A 17,007-nucleotide genomic window follows, 5' to 3' on the forward strand; every position below is an offset into this window, starting at 1 on the left:
CTTGGCCCGTTACGCCTGCGTGCCGCCCACCGTCACCTGATCCATCCTCAGATGCGGCTGGCCGACGCCGACCGGAACCCACTGGCCGGCCTTGCCGCAATTGCCGATGCCGGTGTCGAGCTTCATGTCGTTGCCGACCATGGAGATCCGCTGCATCGCATCGGGACCGTTGCCGATCAGCATGGCGCCCTTGACGGCGGGACCGATCTTGCCGTTCTCGATCAGATAGGCCTCGGTGCAGCCGAACACGAACTTGCCGGAGGTGATGTCGACCTGGCCGCCGCCGAAGGAGACGGCATAGATGCCCTTCTTCACGGAAGAGATAATTTCTTCCGGCGTCTTGTCGCCACCCAGCATATAGGTGTTGGTCATGCGCGGCATCGGCACATGGGCATAGCCCTGCCGGCGGCCGTTGCCTGTCGGTTTCATGCCCATCAGCCGGGCGTTCTGCCGGTCCTGCATGTAGCCGACCAGCTTGCCGTTTTCGATCAGCACGTTGTAGCCCGACGGCGTGCCTTCGTCGTCGATGGTGATCGAGCCGCGGCGGCTGTCGATCGTGCCATCGTCGACGACGGTCACGCCGGGGGCGGCGACCATCTGGCCGAGCAGGCCGGCGAAGGCCGACGTCTTCTTGCGATTGAAATCGCCTTCCAGCCCGTGGCCGACGGCCTCGTGCAGCATCACGCCCGGCCAGCCGGAAGAGAGCACAACGTCCATCGTGCCGGCAGGCGCGTCGATCGCCTCGAGATTGACCAGCGCCTGGCGCAGCGCCTCGTCGGCGCCGTACTGCCAGTTGCCCTCGGCGATGAAGTCGCCGAAGCCAATGCGTCCGCCGCTACCATAGGAGCCACTTTCCTGCCGGTCGCCCTGGCCGACCATGACGGAGATGTTGATGCGCGTCATCGGGCGGATATCGCGGACCCGGTGACCATCTGCGCGCAGAATGTCGACCACCTGCCAGCTCGCGGCGACCGAGGCCGTGACCTGCCTGACCTTGTCGTCCTTGCCGCGCAGATAGGCGTCGATGTCCTGCAGAACCTTGACCTTCTCCTCGAAGGTGGGCGAGCCGATCGGGTTTTCGTCGCTGTAGAGCCTCTTGTTGGTGCCCTGCGGGGCCGCCGCATAGCTGCCGGTATAGCCGCGCGTCACGGCGCTCACTGCGTCGGCAGCCCGCTTCAGCGCCGAAACCGAGAGATCGCCCGCATGCGCGTAACCAACGGCTTCACCCGCCACCGCGCGTAGGCCAAAACCCTGCTCGGTGTTGAAGCTGCCGCCCTTGAGGCGGCCATTGTCGAACATCAGCGATTCGGCCTGCGCGTGCTCGATATAGAGCTCCCCGTCGTCCGCGCCGGAAAGGGCCTCGGCGACAAGCGAACGCATCTTCGCTTCGTCGGCGTCGAAAAGCGTCAGGAGATCGGTATTCATGTCATTATGCTCCGCTGCGGCAGGAAATGCTTCCTGCCGATGTAGGTCCCGGGGACGGTTCGAGCAAGTGTCGAATTCGTAAGGATCGCAAAAGCGATCAGACGCGGAGCTCAGACCCAGCTATTAGGCCCCTGATATCACGGAAGCGCGTCGTAGCCTTCAGCGAAGCCTTTCAGGTCGACGGGAATGCCGATACCCTCTTCAGGCGTCTGGAAGACGATGAAGGTGGCGCTGGCGCCGCTGCGGAAGGTCTTCAGCAGTTCGTCCTCGAGCACGACTTCGGCATAGCAGCCGTCGGCGAAGCAGCGAACGAAGTAGGCGCGGCCGATATCCTTGCCGTCGACATTAAGGCCGAGACCGTTGGGCAGCAGCACGCCGAGCGGTGCGAGCACGCGGAGAATCTTCGACTTGCGGTCGGCGGTCTTCAGCACGACCACCGAGAGGCCCACTTCCGGGCGGTCCTCGGCGATGACGTTCTGCATCAGCGCGCATTGCTCGGCCGAAGCGCCGGCCGGCTTGTCGCAGACCACGGACCATGCGCCGTGATTGGAGCGGACGGTGCCGGGCGCCTGCGGTTGCGTCTGTCCTGGTGTCGCCTGCGCGGCAGGGGCGCCGGGGGCGGGCTGTGCTGGCGCGGCCGGAGCTGGTGTCGGCGCCGGCGTCTGCGCGAAAGCCGGAGCGATCGCCGCGGCGGTAACAAAAGCCGACAGCACGAACGGCCGCACTAGGGAACGGAAACCCATGAAAACCTCTGCAGTTCGAATCAGTGCCGCTAAGTTGGGGCGGGCCGTCCAAAATGAAAAGCCCCACCCGCTGAAAAGCCGGGGACTACGGCGGAAATGGGACGTTTCTTGATTATTCTTGGGAAGGATGGCTGGCCGACGCCAACATTTTCCGTATCATAAGGAAAATCATGGCATGTTTCGATGCGCCCGGAGGAGGGATCATCGGGGCGAAAATGCCGCACGGCCAAATGCTTTGGATTGTTGCGGCAAGTGCTAAACTGTGGTTTGAAGCGCATGAGGATGGCAAGGATTCTGCGTGCAGTGCACGCGGGTCAGCGCTCGAGGGAGATGAAACGTGATTAAGAAGGCCTATGCAGGCATGACCGCGATGGTCTGTCTGCTTTTTGCTTCCGGCAGTTATGCCGACCAACCGATGCCGTGGCAGGCCACTTTGCAGCCAGCCGCGACGCCGATCATGCGCGATATTCACTGGTTCGAACAATATACGCTGTGGTTTATTGTTCCCGTGACACTCTTCGTGCTCGCTCTTCTTATCATCGTCTGTCTTCGCTTCCGGGCCAGTGCGAACCCGGTTCCATCAAAGACGAGCCACAACACCGCGATCGAGATCGCCTGGACCGTGGGACCGGTTCTAGTGCTGCTCTTCCTGGCGGTTCCGTCGTTCAATCTTTTGACCGCGCAGCTGACGCTTCCTGAGAACCCTGATGTCACCATCAAGGCGACCGCGACGCAGTGGCAGTGGAATTATGAATACGAGGGCTCGGGCGACAATCCGCTCGCCTTCGACAGCTATCTCCTGAAGGATCAGGACCGCGCCGCCGCCGGCAAGGAAGACAAGGCCAAGTATCCGCGCCTTCTCGCCGTCGACAACGAACTCGTGCTGCCGGTCAACAAGACCGTGCGCGTTCTCGTGACCGCGGCCCCGACCGACGTCATTCACGCCTTCGCGATGCCGTCCTTCGGCGTCAAGATCGATGCCGTGCCCGGCCGCCTGAACGAAACATGGTTCCGCGCCGAGCGCGAGGGCCTGTTCTACGGCCAGTGTTCCGAACTCTGCGGCAAGGACCACGCGTTCATGCCGATCGCAATTCGCGTCGTTTCCGAGGACAAGTACAAGCAGTGGATGGCGTCCGCCGCCTCCGACCTGCCCGGTGCTTACAAGAACCTCATGGCTGAAACCGATGGTCCCGCAAAGACCCTCGATGTCGCCGAAAACGTCGCTCAGTAAAGGAAAAGGAACGGGACATGGCTGGACCTTCCGCACACGATCATGGCGCGCACGCCCATGACGATCACCACGACCACTCGCACAAGCCGAGCTTCGTCAATCGCTGGCTCTTTTCGACCAACCACAAGGACATCGGCACGCTGTACCTGATCTTCGCGATCATGGCCGGCATCGTCGGCGGCGCGCTCTCCGTTGCCATGCGCATGGAGCTGCAGGAGCCCGGTATCCAGATCTTCCATGGCCTCGCCGCCATGGTCTACGGCTACGAGGGCGATGCCGCCATCGACGGCGCCAAGCAGATGTTCAACATGTTCACCACCGCGCACGCGCTGATCATGATCTTCTTCATGGTCATGCCGGCGATGATCGGCGGTTTCGCCAACTGGATGGTGCCGATCATGATCGGCGCGCCCGACATGGCCTTCCCGCGCCTCAACAACATCTCCTTCTGGCTGATCGTTCCGGCCTTCATCCTGCTCATCATGTCGATGTTCGTCGAAGGCCCGGCTGGTGCTTATGGTGCCGGCGGCGGCTGGACGATGTATCCGCCGCTTTCGAGCACGGGTACGCCGGGTCCCGCGGTCGATCTCGCGATCTTCGCGCTCCACATCGCCGGTGCATCGTCGATCCTCGGTGCGATCAACTTCATCACCACGATCCTGAACATGCGCGCTCCAGGCATGACGCTGCACAAGATGCCGCTCTTTGCCTGGTCGGTTCTGATCACTGCCTTCCTGCTTCTGCTGTCGCTCCCGGTTCTCGCCGGCGCCATCACCATGATGCTGACCGACCGCAACTTCGGCACCTCCTTCTTCGTGCCCGAGGGCGGCGGCGACCCGATCCTTTACCAGCACCTGTTCTGGTTCTTCGGTCACCCTGAAGTCTACATCCTGATCCTGCCCGGCTTCGGCATCGTCAGCCACATCATCTCGACCTTCTCGAAGAAGCCGATCTTCGGCTACCTCGGCATGGCCTACGCCATGGTCGCGATCGGCGCCGTCGGCTTCGTCGTCTGGGCGCACCACATGTACACGGTCGGCCTGTCGCTCGATGCGCAGCGCTACTTCGTCTTCGCAACCATGGTCATCGCCGTGCCCACGGGCGTGAAGATCTTCTCCTGGATCGCGACGATGTGGGGTGGCTCGATCACCTTCTCGACGCCGATGGTCTGGGCGATCGGCTTCATCTTCCTGTTCACGGTCGGTGGCGTCACCGGCGTGCAGCTGGCAAACGCCGGTCTCGACCGTTCGCTGCACGACACCTATTACGTCGTGGCGCACTTCCACTACGTTCTGTCGCTCGGCGCCGTCTTCGCCATCTTCGCCGGCTGGTACTACTGGTTCCCGAAGATGACCGGCTACATGTACAACGAGCTCATCGGCAAGCTGCACTTCTGGGTCATGTTCATCGGCGTCAACCTGGTGTTCTTCCCGCAGCACTTCCTCGGCCTCGCCGGCATGCCGCGTCGCTATATCGACTATCCGGACGCCTTCGCCGGCTGGAACTACGTGTCTTCGATCGGCTCCTACATTTCGGCCTTCGGCGTTCTGATCTTCCTCTTCGGCGTGTTCGAAGCCTTCGCCAAGAAGCGCGTCGCCGGAGACAATCCGTGGGGTGAGGGTGCTACGACCCTCGAGTGGCAGCTTTCCTCGCCACCCCCTTATCACCAATGGGAACAGCTCCCGCGCATCAAGTAAATGGATGCGAGACATCGTGACCGCCGCCGGAGGAGCGCGGCGGTCACCGTTCAGTTTTCAGGACAATACCAATGATAGTCATCGACGATCGCAGCAGCCTAGGAGACGACAGCGAATTTCGCATGTCGGAAGCCAGCGCACGCGATTACTTCGAGCTTCTCAAGCCGCGCGTCATGTCGCTTGTGGTCTTCACCGCATTCGCCGGCCTGATCGTGGCGCCCGGCCACATCAACCCGATCATCGGCATCATCGCGGTGCTCTGCATTGCCGTCGGCGCTGGTGCCTCCGGCGCGCTCAACATGTGGTATGACGCCGATATCGATGGGGTGATGACCCGCACCGCCAAGCGCCCGATCCCTGCTGGCCGTATCGCGCCGAACGAGGCGCTCGCCTTCGGTCTCGTGCTCTCCTGCTTTTCCGTGTCTATCCTCGGGCTCGCCGTCAATTGGCTCGCAGCCTCGATCCTCGCCTTCACCATCTTCTTCTACGCCGTCGTCTACACGATGTGGCTGAAGCGCTCGACGCCGCAGAACATCGTCATCGGCGGTGCGGCCGGCGCTTTCCCGCCGATGATCGGCTGGGCCTGCGTGACCGATAGCGTCACCATCGAAAGCACGGTCCTCTTCCTGATCATCTTCCTCTGGACGCCTGCCCACTTCTGGGCGCTGGCGCTGTTCAAGATGCGGGATTACCAGTCCGTCGGCGTGCCGATGCTGCCGAATGTCTCGGGCGAGCGCACCACCAAGAACCAGATCGTCGTCTATGCCGTGCTGACCGCGTTCAGCGCCGTTGCGCCGACCTTCCTCGGCTTTGCCAGCACCGGCTACGGCGTGGTCGCCGGCCTGCTCAGCGCCATCTTCGTCTACTGGTCCGTCATCTGCTGGCGCATGCCCGATGGCGACGAGAAGATGGTGCCGGCCAAGAAGCTCTTCGCCTATTCGATCTTCTACCTCTTCGCCATATTCTCGGCGCTGATGTTCGACCGCCTGGCGTCCTTCCTGGTCGCCCACTGGGGAGCCGGCCTTTGATCGAGACCGTCAAGCTCACCGAGGCCCAGCGCAAGTCCCGCCGCAACCGCAACGTTGCGCTCGGCCTCGTGCTGGCCGCGCTGGTCGTCATTTTCTACGCCATAACCATCGTGAAATTCACTTGAGGGCATGAGATGAGCGAAGCGCAAAGCACGCCGAGAAAGCCGCGCAACAATGGCGCCGTCGTTTTCATGTGCCTTGCCTTCGTCTTCGGCATGGGCGCGGCAAGCTATGCCGCCGTGCCGCTCTACAGGATGTTCTGCCAACTGACCGGCTATAACGGCACGACGCAGCGCGTCGAGCAGGCCTCGTCGGTCATCCTCGACCGCAAGATGCGGGTCACCTTCGATGCCAACGTCGCGCCCGGGCTGGATTGGGAGTTCAAGCCGGTGGAGCGCGAGGTCAATCCGCGCATCGGCGAAACGATCCAGGTGAATTTCACCGCCGTCAACAAGTCCGACAAGCCGCAGCGCGGCCAGGCCGTGTTCAACGTCACGCCGGGCGAGGCGGGTGTCTATTTCAACAAGGTGCAGTGCTTTTGCTTCAACGAGACCGAGCTCAAGCCGGGCGAGAAGCTGGAGATGCCTGTCGTCTTCTACATCGACGCCGATATCGTCAAGGCCGTGGAATCCAAGGATATCCACACGGTCACCTTGTCTTACACGTTCTATCCGAAGGAAGGACCGAAGCCGGTGGCTTCGCGCGAGGATGGAACGCAAACGCTTGAAAAGAAACTTTGATACTGGGTTCGTTTCCGGCTAAGCCGGAGCGGAGAGGATAGGTCCGGGGGAGTCCAAATGGCCGAAGCGCATCAGAAACATCACGATTATCACATCATAGATCCGAGCCCGTGGCCGCTTCTGGCCTCGATCGGCGCCTTCATCATGGCCTTTGGCGGCGTCGGCTTCATGCGCTACATCAATGGCGGCTCGCTGCACATCTTCGGCATCGAATGGGCGCATCCCTGGCTGTTCTTCATCGGCCTCGCCGTCGTGCTCTACGTGATGTTCGGCTGGTGGGCCGACACCGTCAAGGAAGCACATGACGGCGCCCATACCCGCGTCGTCTCGCTGCACCTGCGCTACGGCATGATCATGTTCATCGCCTCGGAGGTGATGTTCTTCGTGGCCTGGTTCTGGGCCTATTTCGACGCCAGCCTCTATCCGCACGAAGCCATCCAGGCCTCGCGTCTGGCCTTCACCGGCGGTCAGTGGCCGCCGAAGGGCATCGAGGTGCTCGACCCCTGGCACCTGCCGATCTACAACACCGTCATCCTGCTGCTCTCGGGCACCACGGTCACCTGGGCGCACCACGCGCTGCTGCACAACGACCGCAAGGGCCTCATCCAGGGCCTCACGCTGACCGTGCTGCTCGGCGTCCTGTTCTCCAGCGTCCAGGCCTACGAATACGCCCACGCGCCGTTTGCCTTCAAAAACTCGATCTACGGCGCCACCTTCTTCATGGCGACCGGCTTCCACGGCTTCCACGTGCTCGTCGGCACGATCTTCCTGATCGTCTGCCTGATCCGCGCCATGCGCGGCGATTTCACCCCCAAGCAACACTTCGGCTTCGAAGCGGCCGCCTGGTACTGGCACTTCGTCGACGTGGTCTGGCTCTTCCTGTTCTTCTCGATCTACGTCTGGGGCGGCTGGGGCGCACCACTCGCGGCCGGGTGAGGGCTGCGGAAAGACTGGTCACGGAGACCACCGATTGAAATGCAAATGCGGAGCCATCGAGAGGTGGCTCCGCATTTTTTGTTTTCGGGGGGCTATAGAGCAGAGCTAACGATACTTTCGCTATGCTCGGATATGCCTAACAATTTTCTATATAATTGAAGCTGACATGTTAAATCAGCTTAAACGCGAACTTCGTATCTTCCCGTCAAGGTGAAATGCGGCTTTCCGCGCCACGGCGAGGACGGCAAAGTTGTACGAACCAGAATCCCGTGAGGCCCATGTCTTTGCACCGCGATACGCTATTTGAGTGGTACATAGTGCTCTGTATTGGCGCGGTCGTCATCTTTCTACTTGCAGCAGATAGAAGCTATAACGAGAGCCGCAGGGGTGAATATACCGGGCGCCGTTTACGTAAAGTAGGATGGTATACCGCGCTTTTTGGAGCGGTCGATATATATAGAATTTTCTTCATTGATGGCCCTTACACACTGCGACCATTTTTTCCACACATCGACGCATCAGGCATTCCAAACAATGAATGGTTGGAACTTGTAATCATATTGGCCGCAATTGCGGTCACAGCGGTAGTGATGCCGCTCGTCCTATTGAGCTGGGTGCTTGCGCCTGCTTGTATCGCATTTGTTTTGGGAACGCTTGTCGGTCGTTGGCTGTGGCTTCGCCGCAATCAGGGGACTGCGAAACTTGGTGATGGCGACGCAGATGGCCCAAACCTTGCGCGCGGTTCTCCGAAGCGCCCCTTCGGACGGAAAAAATGAGTCTCCGAAGACAAGACTTCCGTTGCCCCTAGAGGGCGGATGATGGGCTCCGGATACTGAGCTATCCACGGGGCATCCGCATACGACGTCGCCTACGCCAACTCCTTCAGAATCAAAATCCGGTTCGCGGTCGCGAAAGCAATTACCCCGTCCTGCTCAAGTGCCCGCAACACAGCCTTGATCTCCCCCGGCGTATATCCATCAACGCCCAGCCGTTCGATGACATCCAGCAGGTTGATCGTCACGTCAGGCTTGGCCTTGAGCGCGCGCAGCCTTCCGATCAAGGCGTTTTCGGTATCGTCAAATCGGCTCATCGGAGTACCTCAGCTGCCAACCGGCGCCACGGCACCATTCCGCTTCTCGCGAAAATGGCTCGGCGAAGCACCGATCACGCGCTTGAACGCGCGGCTGAAGGACGCCTCCGAATCGTAACCCAGCCGTTCGGCGACGGTTGCCACCCGCTGCCCCTCGCGTAGCCACTCATGGGCCTGGTGCATGCGCATCCGCGCCACGTAGCGCGCCGGCGTTTCGCCGACGACGTTGACGAAGCGCTGGGCAAAACCCGAGCGCGAGGCGCCCATGTGGCGCGCCAGTTCGTTCACGCTCCAGTCGTGCGCGGGATCGAGGTGGATCGCCGCCAGCACCCGCCCGACCTCCGGGTTGCGCACGGCGGCAAGCCAGCCGCTGGCATCGCCGCAGCCATGCTCCACCCATGTCCGGATGATCGTCGCCGTCAGCACGTCGGCAAGGCGCGAGAGGATGCCGCCGGCGCCCACCCGGTTCATCTCGACCTCCCGCATCATGGCGTCGAGCAGTGGCGGGATCGTCGGCTCGCTCTTGGCGAGATCGCTGGTGCGCATCACATCGGGCATCAGGTTGAGTAGCGGATGCCGCTTGTCGACATTGAAGCGCATGACAGCGAAAAAGATGAGGTTGTTGCTGTCGGTGCATGGACATTGCAGGTCCACGATGCCATCGCAGAGCGGCTTGCGCGGCAGGCAGTCGACTGGGGTCGGCGGAATGCCCGGCTCGCTCGCCAGCACATGCGCGTCGCCGCGCGGCAGGAGCACGGCGTCGCCGGGGCGCATCTCGGTCCACTCGCCATTGGGTGCCTGCAGATAGGCGCTGCCCGCCGCCAGGAAGTGAAATCGCGCTTCCGCCTGTGCGGGATAGGCCGTGGCCCAGGGTGCTGATGGCTGGCAGCGACCATATTCGACGCCATCGAGCCGCAGCCCACGCAGCATCTCGGTCAATGGATCGGTCATCATGGCCTCCGGCAGGTTTGGACGAATTGTCATGCTTTATAGCTTTTCCAGCATGGAAACGCCAGATGCTTGAGCGTAGCGTCGCCGCAGAATTTACGGAGATGCATATGAACATTCACTCGGAGATCAACCATCCAGCCGTGAAGGGCGAGACACCTGCCGCATGGGCAGGCGTTGTTTCGCTGTCGCTTGGTGTATTTGGGCTCGTTACGGCGGAATTTCTACCCGCGAGCCTGCTGACGCCGATGTCGCATGACCTCGGCGTCAGCCTCGGCGCGGCCGGTCAATCGGTGACGGCGACCGCCGTGGTCGGCGCGCTGGCGGGGCCGGGTGTCGTGCTCGGCACGGCCCGCTTCGATCGCCGCTACACGCTGCTGGCGCTCACAAGCCTGCTCATCATATCGAGCCTGATCGCCGCAACGGCAAACGGGCTGGTGACCCTGCTCTTGTCGCGCGCGCTGCTCGGTGTCGGGCTTGGCGGCTTCTGGGCGATGTCGCTGGCGCTCGCCATGCGCCTCGTGCCGGAGCGGCTGATGCCGCGCGCCATGGCGATCGTCATGACCGGCGTGTCGGCGGCAACGGTCTGTGCCGCACCTGTCGGCGCCTGGGTCGGCGAGGCGTTCGGCTGGCGTGCGGCCTTCTGGATCGCCTCTGTGCTTGGCGTCGTCGCCTTTCTCGTCCAGGCGTTCACGCTTCCGGCCATGCCGCCGACAAGTTCGGGCGGCCTCGGCACGATGGCCCAGGTCTTGCGCCGTCCGGCCATCCGGCTCGGCCTCGTCACCATCCTCTTCGTCGTCTCCGGCCATTTCGCGGGCTTCACCTTCATCCGCCCGTTCCTTGAAACGGTGCCGCATTTCGGCGTCGAGGCGATTTCCGGCATCCTTCTCGCCTTCGGCATTGGCGGCTTTATCGGCAATATCGCCGGCGGCCTGATCGCCGAGCGCAACACGACCCTTGCCATGACGCTTGCCGCCTCAGGAATTGCCGTCACCGCCTTCCTGCTTGCTTTCGCAGGTGAAGCGCCGGCGCTTGCCGCCGTTGCGACAGCCCTGTGGGGCTTTGCTTTCGGCGCGTTGCCCGTCAGCGTTCAGAGCTTCATCACCGAGGCTGCCGCCGACGAAGCCGAGAGCGCCGGCGCCCTCATGCTGACGACGTTCCAGGTCGCGATTTCGAGCGGCGCCGTGCTTGGCGGGCTGATCGTGGATGCTCAGGGTGCCGCTGGCGTCTTTACCTTCGCCGGCATAGCGGCCCTGCTTGGCGCCACCCTGGTTGGCGTCGCCAGCCGCCGCAGGATGGTCGCCGCTGGGTGATGATGGCGATTGACCGCCTGATCTTGCCTAAGACCCGCGCGGCGATGAACCGCGCGGGTCTTTCAGTTTATCTTCGCCCTTACCGCGCTTCCGCGATCCGCTCGAACGCCGACGGCCGGGGAATCCCGAGATCGAGTGTCTGCCGGATAATCTCCGCGCACTCCAGCGGCGTCAGCAGCGACGTGTCCACTTCCAGATCGTAGATGCCCGGCTGGTGCACATGGTCCTGCCAGCGCTGCACTGAATCGGGGATCGGGTCTTCGGCGCTTGCCTGGTCGTAGAGCCCCTCGCGGCCCGGCATGCGGATCTCGCGGCGGCGCATGATCGTGTCGAGCGGGCAGTGCACGCCGACGAAGAGCACCGGAAAACCTTCCAGCCTGCGGGCGCAGTCGGTCAGGATGCCGAGCGGTTGCGAGTAGAAATCGTGGTGCCCGAGATCGGCGACGACGTTGAGGCCGAGGCCGACATGGATGGCGATGGTCTCGTAGAGTGCGGCGTAGAAGAACGGCACCATCTCCTCAAGATCGGGCCGCTCGCCACCGGGACGCAGGCCGATGCCCGGCAGATAGCGCTCCGGCGTCATGCCGTTATAGGCATCGACGCCGAGGTTCATCCACGGGCCGTCGAACTCGTCCTGGATCGCCTTGGCGATCGATGATTTTCCGCTGCGCGGTGCGCCGTTCAGAATGACGATCTGAGCGGCTGGGGTTTCCTCGGACATGTGTTTTCTTCTTTTGTTTGGCGCGAATCAGTGAGGCGAAATCGCGCAGGCATTTCACTTCGCATTTCGATTAGATTATGGGTGACTTTAAGGCGGTGACTCACCGCAAGGGGAGGATAGCATGAACGAGGACAGCGCGCATTTCCCGCCTGTGGATCCTTTGAAAACAGGTCTGCGCGGCTGCTGCCCGCGCTGCGGCAATGGCAAACTTTTCAATGGTTTGCTGGGCCTGAAGCCGCGCTGCGCCGCCTGCGGTCTCGATTATGCCTTTGCCGACGCCGGCGATGGCCCGGCCGTCTTCGTCATCCTGATCGTCGGCTTCATCGTCATCGGCTCGGTGTTGTGGCTGGAAGTGAACTATTCGCCGCCGATCTGGCTGCACATCCTGCTCTTCGCGCCGCTGACGATCATCCTCTCGCTGCTCGCGCTGCGTTGGATGAAGGGCATCCTCATCGCCATGCAGTATCGCCACAATGCCCGTGAAGGACGTCTCTCCCGTGATTGATGCCACAGCCGCAGCCCCCCGCCGCACGCGATCCGTTCTGACCGCCATCGCGGTCCTCGTAGCACTCGCCATCCTGATCGTGCTCGGCACCTGGCAGGTCGAGCGGCTGCACTGGAAGGAAGGCCTGCTCGCCGATATCACCACGCGCCTCGCGGCCCCCGTAGTCCCCTTGTCCGATATCGAGGCCATGGCTGCCAAGGGCGAGGATATCGAATACCGACGCGTCACCGCGACAGGCGTCTACGATAACAGCCGCGAGCGCCACTTCTTCGCCACCTGGCGCGGCCAGACCGGCTTTCATGTCTATACGCCGCTGCAGCTCGCAGACGGCCGCTTCCTCTTCGTCAATCGCGGCTTCGTGCCCTATGACAACAAGGAACCGGAAATGCGCATGCAGGGCCAGCTGACTGGCGAGCAGACCGTCAACGGTCTCGCCCGTGGCAAACTCCCCGGCAAGCCCTCCTGGGTCGTGCCTGACAACGACGTCGCCAAGAACATCTTCTACTGGAAGGACCTCGACGTCATGGCCTCGAGCACCGGGCTCGAAAAGGCTTCTGTCGTGCCCTTCTTCGTCGATGCCGACGACACGCCGAATCCCAAGGGCATGCCGATCGGCGGCGTCACCGAGGTCGACCTGCCCAACAACCACCTGCAATACGCCTTCACCTGGTATGGTCTCGCCGCCACGCTGGTCGTGATCGTCGTCGTCGCGCGCTTGCGCACGCGCGGCAATCCGCCGGCGCAATAGTATCGCTTCAATTCGTGCCTATATTGGGCTAGAGACGCGTATCTGCATAAACCGGAAAAGACATGAATATTGCGGCGAAACCTCCACTGACGATCAGGCTCTGCGGGCCGCGCGGCTTCTGCGCCGGCGTTGATAGGGCGATCCAGATCGTCGTTCTGGCGCTGAAATCCTATGGCGCGCCCGTCTATGTCAGGCACGAGATCGTGCATAACCGCTATGTCGTCGAAGGTCTGGAAGCCAAGGGCGCCGTCTTCGTCGAGGAGCTGAACGAGATCCCGGAAGAGCATCGCGCCCAGCCGGTGGTCTTCTCCGCCCATGGCGTGCCGAAATCGGTGCCCGAGGATGCGACCACGCGCAACCTCTTCTATCTCGACGCCACATGCCCGCTGGTCTCCAAGGTCCACAAGCAGGCCATGCGCCACAACAAGCTCGGCCGCCACGTCGTCTTGATCGGCCATGCCGGCCACCCGGAGGTGATCGGCACCATGGGCCAGCTCCCTGAAGGCGCGGTGTCGCTGGTCGAAACGATCGCCGACGTCGATCTCTACGAGCCCGTCGACCCCGACAATCTCGGCTATGTTACGCAGACGACGCTCTCGGTCGACGACACCGCCGGCGTCATCGCCCGCCTGCAGGAGCGCTTCCCGAACCTGACGGCACCCTCGGCCGATTCGATCTGCTACGCCACGACCAACCGCCAGGAAGTCGTCAAGCAGGCGGCACCCGGCTGCGATCTCTTCATCATCGTCGGCGCGCCCAATTCGTCCAACTCCAAGCGCCTCGTCGAAGTGGCGCTGAGGGCAGGGGCGAAGAAATCGATCCTAGTGCAGCGCGCCTCCGAGCTCGATTGGGACGATATCGGCCCCGTCGGCACGCTCGGCCTCTCCGCCGGCGCCTCTGCCCCCGAGGTCATCGTCAACGAGATCATCGAGGCTTTTCGCGCCCGGTTCGACGCCCGCGTCGAGCTTGCCGAGACCGTTCAGGAAAACGAGCACTTCCTCGTCAACCGCGAACTGCGCGACATCGAGCTGACGACGGCGGATATGGCGTTCGTGAACGGGTAATTGGTGGTCGGAGGGTGGGGCCACCCCCCCTCTGTCCTGCCGGACATCTCCCCCACAAGGGGGGGAGATCGGCTGGGGGCCGCCGCTCGCTGCAAGATCAATTGTTTGGGGAAACCCCCACCACGGATCAATCTCCCCCCTTGTGGGGGAGATGCCCGGCAGGGCAGAGGGGGGTATCATCTGCACCACCGCCCGAAGCCGACCGAAGCACCAAACCGAAAACGAGAGCCCGCCTTGGCAGTCTACACCGATATCTCCGAAGACGATCTGAAGTGGTTCCTGACGGAATATGACGCCGGCACGCTGTTGTCCTACAAGGGCATCGCCGAGGGCGTCGAAAACAGCAACTTCCTGCTGCATACCTCGAAGGACCCGCTGATCCTGACGCTCTACGAAAAGCGCGTCGAAAAGACCGATCTGCCGTTCTTCCTCGGCCTGATGCAGCATCTCTCCGCGCGCGGCCTGTCCTGCCCGCTGCCCTTGCCGCGCAAGGATGGCGCGCTGCTCGGCCAGCTGTCGGACCGCCCCGCGGCGCTGATCTCCTTCCTCGAAGGCATGTGGCTGCGCAAGCCGGAAGCCAAGCATTGCCGCGAGGTCGGCAAGGCGCTGGCCCGGATGCACATCGCCGGCGAAGGTTTTGAGCTCAAGCGCCCCAACGCGCTCTCCGTCGATGGCTGGCAGGTGCTGTGGGACAAGTCTGAAGCCCGCGCAGACGAAGTCGAGAAGGGCCTGCAGGCGGAAATCCGCGGCGAACTCGATTTTCTCGCGGCGCACTGGCCGAAGGATCTCCCCGCAGGCGTCATCCACGCCGATCTCTTCCCCGACAACGTCTTTTTCCTGGGCGACGATCTCTCGGGCCTGATCGATTTCTACTTCGCCTGCAACGATCTCTTGGCCTACGACGTCTCGATCATCCTCAACGCCTGGTGCTTCGAAAAGGACGGCGCCTATAACATCACCAAGGGCATGGCGATGCTCGAGGGTTATACCAGCGTGCGCCCGCTGAGCGACGCCGACTTAGCGGCGCTGCCGATCCTCTCGCGCGGCTCGGCCCTGCGCTTCTTCCTCACCCGCCTCTACGACTGGCTGATGACGCCCGAGGGCGCGATGGTGACCAAGAAGGACCCGCTCGAATACCTGCGCAAGCTGCGCTTCCACCGGCAGATCAAATCCGCCGCCGAATACGGGCTCATGCCATGAAGCACGTCGACATCTACACCGACGGCGCCTGCTCCGGAAACCCGGGACCCGGCGGCTGGGGCGCGGTGCTGCGCTATGGCGAGGTGGAGAAGGAGCTCTGCGGCGGCGAGGCGGAAACCACCAACAACCGCATGGAACTCTTGGCCGCCATCTCGGCGCTGACGGCGCTGAAAAGCGCCTGCGAGGTCGATCTCCACACCGACAGCAAATACGTCATGGACGGCATCTCCAAGTGGATCTTCGGCTGGAAGAAGAACGGCTGGAAGACCGCGGACAAGAAGCCGGTGAAGAACGGCGAACTCTGGCAGGCGCTCGACGCCGCCAACCAGCGCCACAAGGTCAACTGGCACTGGGTCAAAGGCCACGCCGGCCACCCGGAAAACGAACGCGCCGACGAGTTGGCGCGCAAGGGCATGGAGCCGTTCAAGAAGCGGTAGGGCGGCTTCTCTTTTTTGCGGGTAGGAGCTGGCCGCTTGCTCGACATTTCCTTCTCCCCAGCGGGGAGAAGGTGGCCCGAAGGGTCGGATGAGGGGGCTCCGGGCTCCCAGCTATCCGTTTGAAATTATTATCGTAGACCTCTCACCTCTGGCCCCCTCATCTGCCTGCCGGCATCTTCTCCCCGCTGGGGAGAAGGGACTCGTGGCGGGCCGCTCGCCCCAACCAAATTTCACCCCGCCACCGCCAAATAAGCCGAAATCGTCCCAATCGACAGCACCGTCGAGGCCAGCACCACGCGCCCGGTCAAACTCGCCTCCCGCCCATAAAACTCCGCCAGCATGAACGGCCCGGTCCCCGTCGGCAGCGCCGCCAAGAGAACGCAGGTATGCACCGCAACCGGCGGCAGCTGCAGCAGCGGCCCGGCAATCACCCAGGTCACCAGAGGCTGCGCAACCAGCTTCAGCCCGACCAGAATCCCCGCCGTCGCCGCCCGCTCGGTCGCCGCCCCCGCCTTCGATCCGGCCAGAAAGAGCCCAAGCGCGATCAGCGCGCAGGGCGAAGCCGCGCCGCCGAGAAGTTTTAGAAACGCATGCACCGGCGCCGGCAGCGAAACGCCCGAGACCATGAACAGCGCGCCCAGCACCGGCGCGATCAACAGCGGGTTCTTGGCCAGCGAGAGAAATGTCTTCCGGGCGATATCGCGCCGCCGTGTCTCCGATTGCAGCCCGCCCTCGATCAAGACGATAGCGACCGCGAAGAGCACGCAGACGGTGACGATCGTCGCGATCAGCGTCGGCGCCATGCCGTTGTCGCCAACGATCGAGAGCACCAGCGGAAAGCCGACGAACCCCGTGTTGGCGTAGCTGGCATTCAGGCTGTCGATCGCCGCATCCGCCAGGTGCCGGCCCTTGGACATCCGCCACCAGAGCGTCGCGCAAAAGATGATGGCGCAGCCGGAGGTGAAGGCGAGGATGAAGCCCGGCTGCCAGATCTGCGATAGTTTGGCGTTGGCCATGATGTCGAAGAGCAAAGCAGGCAGCGCCAGATAGACCACCAGCCGGTTCACCTCGCGCGTCGCATTGGGGCCGAGCGCGTCGGTCTTGCGCGCGATCCATCCGGTCAGGATCAGCGCGAATATGGGGAGCACGATGAGGAGATTGGTCAGCATTGGGGGAAGGAA

The 17,007-nt window shown here is 62.7% G+C and carries 19 protein-coding genes; 13 read left to right on the forward strand and 6 right to left on the reverse strand.

Annotated features, from left to right (window positions below; translation table 11 throughout):
* Positions 1–9 precede the first annotated feature (9 nt).
* Positions 10–1,425, reverse strand: a complete 1,416-nt coding sequence (tldD, locus tag ACIQUB_RS10035; protein WP_402929368.1) for a metalloprotease TldD — start codon at positions 1,423–1,425, stop codon at positions 10–12.
* Between the two features lie 137 nt (positions 1,426–1,562).
* Entirely contained in the window at positions 1,563–2,168 is a 606-nt protein-coding gene (locus ACIQUB_RS10040) for an invasion associated locus B family protein (RefSeq protein WP_113238497.1), read from the reverse strand.
* A gap of 337 nt (positions 2,169–2,505) precedes the next feature.
* On the opposite strand from ACIQUB_RS10040, the gene coxB reads away from it, so the two are divergent.
* The 7 genes from coxB to ACIQUB_RS10075 all read left to right on the forward strand — a co-directional run bounded on the left by coxB (position 2,506) and on the right by ACIQUB_RS10075 (position 8,576).
* Entirely contained in the window at positions 2,506–3,399 is an 894-nt protein-coding gene (coxB, locus tag ACIQUB_RS10045) for a cytochrome c oxidase subunit II (RefSeq protein WP_018902033.1), read from the forward strand.
* A gap of 17 nt (positions 3,400–3,416) precedes the next feature.
* Positions 3,417–5,096 (forward strand): cytochrome c oxidase subunit I, encoded by a 1,680-nt coding sequence (gene ctaD, locus ACIQUB_RS10050; protein ID WP_113238498.1) that lies wholly within the window; start codon positions 3,417–3,419, stop codon positions 5,094–5,096.
* 71 nt (positions 5,097–5,167) lie between these two features.
* Positions 5,168–6,124, forward strand: coding sequence for a heme o synthase (locus ACIQUB_RS10055; RefSeq protein WP_402929369.1), 957 nt, complete (start codon positions 5,168–5,170; stop codon positions 6,122–6,124).
* Positions 6,121–6,249 (forward strand): hypothetical protein, encoded by a 129-nt coding sequence (locus ACIQUB_RS10060; RefSeq protein WP_018902030.1) that lies wholly within the window; start codon positions 6,121–6,123, stop codon positions 6,247–6,249. Before ACIQUB_RS10055 ends, ACIQUB_RS10060 begins: the two co-directional genes overlap by 4 nt.
* A gap of 9 nt (positions 6,250–6,258) precedes the next feature.
* Positions 6,259–6,864, forward strand: coding sequence for a cytochrome c oxidase assembly protein (locus ACIQUB_RS10065; RefSeq protein ID WP_113238500.1), 606 nt, complete (start codon positions 6,259–6,261; stop codon positions 6,862–6,864).
* A gap of 57 nt (positions 6,865–6,921) precedes the next feature.
* Positions 6,922–7,800 (forward strand): cytochrome c oxidase subunit 3, encoded by an 879-nt coding sequence (locus ACIQUB_RS10070; RefSeq protein ID WP_018902028.1) that lies wholly within the window; start codon positions 6,922–6,924, stop codon positions 7,798–7,800.
* 278 nt (positions 7,801–8,078) lie between these two features.
* Positions 8,079–8,576 (forward strand): hypothetical protein, encoded by a 498-nt coding sequence (locus ACIQUB_RS10075; RefSeq protein WP_162737556.1) that lies wholly within the window; start codon positions 8,079–8,081, stop codon positions 8,574–8,576.
* A gap of 92 nt (positions 8,577–8,668) precedes the next feature.
* Here ACIQUB_RS10075 and ACIQUB_RS10080 read toward each other — a convergent pair whose 3' ends face one another.
* Complete coding sequence (locus tag ACIQUB_RS10080; RefSeq protein ID WP_113238501.1) at positions 8,669–8,890, reverse strand: hypothetical protein; 222 nt, start codon at positions 8,888–8,890, stop codon at positions 8,669–8,671.
* A gap of 9 nt (positions 8,891–8,899) precedes the next feature.
* On the reverse strand, positions 8,900–9,841 hold the full coding sequence (locus ACIQUB_RS10085; protein ID WP_113238507.1) for an AraC family transcriptional regulator: 942 nt from the start codon (positions 9,839–9,841) through the stop codon (positions 8,900–8,902).
* 107 nt (positions 9,842–9,948) lie between these two features.
* On the opposite strand from ACIQUB_RS10085, the gene ACIQUB_RS10090 reads away from it, so the two are divergent.
* Positions 9,949–11,151, forward strand: coding sequence for an MFS transporter (locus ACIQUB_RS10090; RefSeq protein ID WP_113238508.1), 1,203 nt, complete (start codon positions 9,949–9,951; stop codon positions 11,149–11,151).
* 79 nt (positions 11,152–11,230) lie between these two features.
* Here the strand turns inward: ACIQUB_RS10090 and ACIQUB_RS10095 are convergent, their stop codons facing one another.
* Positions 11,231–11,872 carry a chloramphenicol phosphotransferase gene (locus ACIQUB_RS10095; protein WP_113238502.1) on the reverse strand — a complete coding sequence of 214 codons (642 nt, stop codon included), beginning with the start codon at positions 11,870–11,872 and terminating at the stop codon, positions 11,231–11,233.
* Between the two features lie 121 nt (positions 11,873–11,993).
* On the opposite strand from ACIQUB_RS10095, the gene ACIQUB_RS10100 reads away from it, so the two are divergent.
* The 5 genes from ACIQUB_RS10100 to rnhA all read left to right on the forward strand — a co-directional run bounded on the left by ACIQUB_RS10100 (position 11,994) and on the right by rnhA (position 15,826).
* The gene (locus tag ACIQUB_RS10100; RefSeq protein WP_113238509.1) at positions 11,994–12,377 is read left to right on the forward strand and encodes a DUF983 domain-containing protein; all 384 of its coding nucleotides are present in this window, start codon (positions 11,994–11,996) and stop codon (positions 12,375–12,377) included.
* Positions 12,346–13,125, forward strand: coding sequence for an SURF1 family protein (locus ACIQUB_RS10105; protein ID WP_402929370.1), 780 nt, complete (start codon positions 12,346–12,348; stop codon positions 13,123–13,125). Before ACIQUB_RS10100 ends, ACIQUB_RS10105 begins: the two co-directional genes overlap by 32 nt.
* A gap of 62 nt (positions 13,126–13,187) precedes the next feature.
* Entirely contained in the window at positions 13,188–14,189 is a 1,002-nt protein-coding gene (gene ispH / locus ACIQUB_RS10110) for a 4-hydroxy-3-methylbut-2-enyl diphosphate reductase (protein WP_113238504.1), read from the forward strand.
* A 234-nt stretch (positions 14,190–14,423) separates the two neighbouring features.
* The gene (locus tag ACIQUB_RS10115) at positions 14,424–15,389 is read left to right on the forward strand and encodes a homoserine kinase (protein ID WP_113235616.1); all 966 of its coding nucleotides are present in this window, start codon (positions 14,424–14,426) and stop codon (positions 15,387–15,389) included.
* Positions 15,386–15,826: a ribonuclease HI gene (gene rnhA / locus ACIQUB_RS10120; RefSeq protein WP_113235617.1), complete on the forward strand. Its 441-nt coding sequence runs from the start codon at positions 15,386–15,388 to the stop codon at positions 15,824–15,826. Before ACIQUB_RS10115 ends, rnhA begins: the two co-directional genes overlap by 4 nt.
* 230 nt (positions 15,827–16,056) lie before the next feature.
* Here rnhA and ACIQUB_RS10125 read toward each other — a convergent pair whose 3' ends face one another.
* Entirely contained in the window at positions 16,057–16,995 is a 939-nt protein-coding gene (locus ACIQUB_RS10125; protein ID WP_113235618.1) for an AEC family transporter, read from the reverse strand.
* Positions 16,996–17,007: the final 12 nt, after the last annotated feature.

It is taken from the genome of Rhizobium sp. NPDC090275 (genome assembly GCF_044772225.1).
Classification (GTDB): Bacteria; Pseudomonadota; Alphaproteobacteria; order Rhizobiales; family Rhizobiaceae; genus Rhizobium.

Excerpts from the sequence above, each read along its gene's own strand:
- tldD (WP_402929368.1), bottom strand. The coding sequence starts at position 1,425 with ATGAATACCGATCTCCTGACGCTTTTCGACGCCGACGAAGCGAAGATG.
- ACIQUB_RS10040 (WP_113238497.1), bottom strand. The coding sequence starts at position 2,168 with ATGGGTTTCCGTTCCCTAGTGCGGCCGTTCGTGCTGTCGGCTTTTGTT.
- ctaD (WP_113238498.1), top strand. The coding sequence starts at position 3,417 with ATGGCTGGACCTTCCGCACACGATCATGGCGCGCACGCCCATGACGAT.
- ACIQUB_RS10055 (WP_402929369.1), top strand. The coding sequence starts at position 5,168 with ATGATAGTCATCGACGATCGCAGCAGCCTAGGAGACGACAGCGAATTT.
- ACIQUB_RS10065 (WP_113238500.1), top strand. The coding sequence starts at position 6,259 with ATGAGCGAAGCGCAAAGCACGCCGAGAAAGCCGCGCAACAATGGCGCC.
- ACIQUB_RS10070 (WP_018902028.1), top strand. The coding sequence starts at position 6,922 with ATGGCCGAAGCGCATCAGAAACATCACGATTATCACATCATAGATCCG.
- ACIQUB_RS10075 (WP_162737556.1), top strand. The coding sequence starts at position 8,079 with ATGTCTTTGCACCGCGATACGCTATTTGAGTGGTACATAGTGCTCTGT.
- ACIQUB_RS10080 (WP_113238501.1), bottom strand. The coding sequence starts at position 8,890 with ATGAGCCGATTTGACGATACCGAAAACGCCTTGATCGGAAGGCTGCGC.
- ACIQUB_RS10085 (WP_113238507.1), bottom strand. The coding sequence starts at position 9,841 with ATGACCGATCCATTGACCGAGATGCTGCGTGGGCTGCGGCTCGATGGC.
- ACIQUB_RS10090 (WP_113238508.1), top strand. The coding sequence starts at position 9,949 with ATGAACATTCACTCGGAGATCAACCATCCAGCCGTGAAGGGCGAGACA.
- ACIQUB_RS10095 (WP_113238502.1), bottom strand. The coding sequence starts at position 11,872 with ATGTCCGAGGAAACCCCAGCCGCTCAGATCGTCATTCTGAACGGCGCA.
- ACIQUB_RS10100 (WP_113238509.1), top strand. The coding sequence starts at position 11,994 with ATGAACGAGGACAGCGCGCATTTCCCGCCTGTGGATCCTTTGAAAACA.
- ACIQUB_RS10105 (WP_402929370.1), top strand. The coding sequence starts at position 12,346 with ATGCCCGTGAAGGACGTCTCTCCCGTGATTGATGCCACAGCCGCAGCC.
- ispH (WP_113238504.1), top strand. The coding sequence starts at position 13,188 with ATGAATATTGCGGCGAAACCTCCACTGACGATCAGGCTCTGCGGGCCG.
- rnhA (WP_113235617.1), top strand. The coding sequence starts at position 15,386 with ATGAAGCACGTCGACATCTACACCGACGGCGCCTGCTCCGGAAACCCG.
- ACIQUB_RS10125 (WP_113235618.1), bottom strand. The coding sequence starts at position 16,995 with ATGCTGACCAATCTCCTCATCGTGCTCCCCATATTCGCGCTGATCCTG.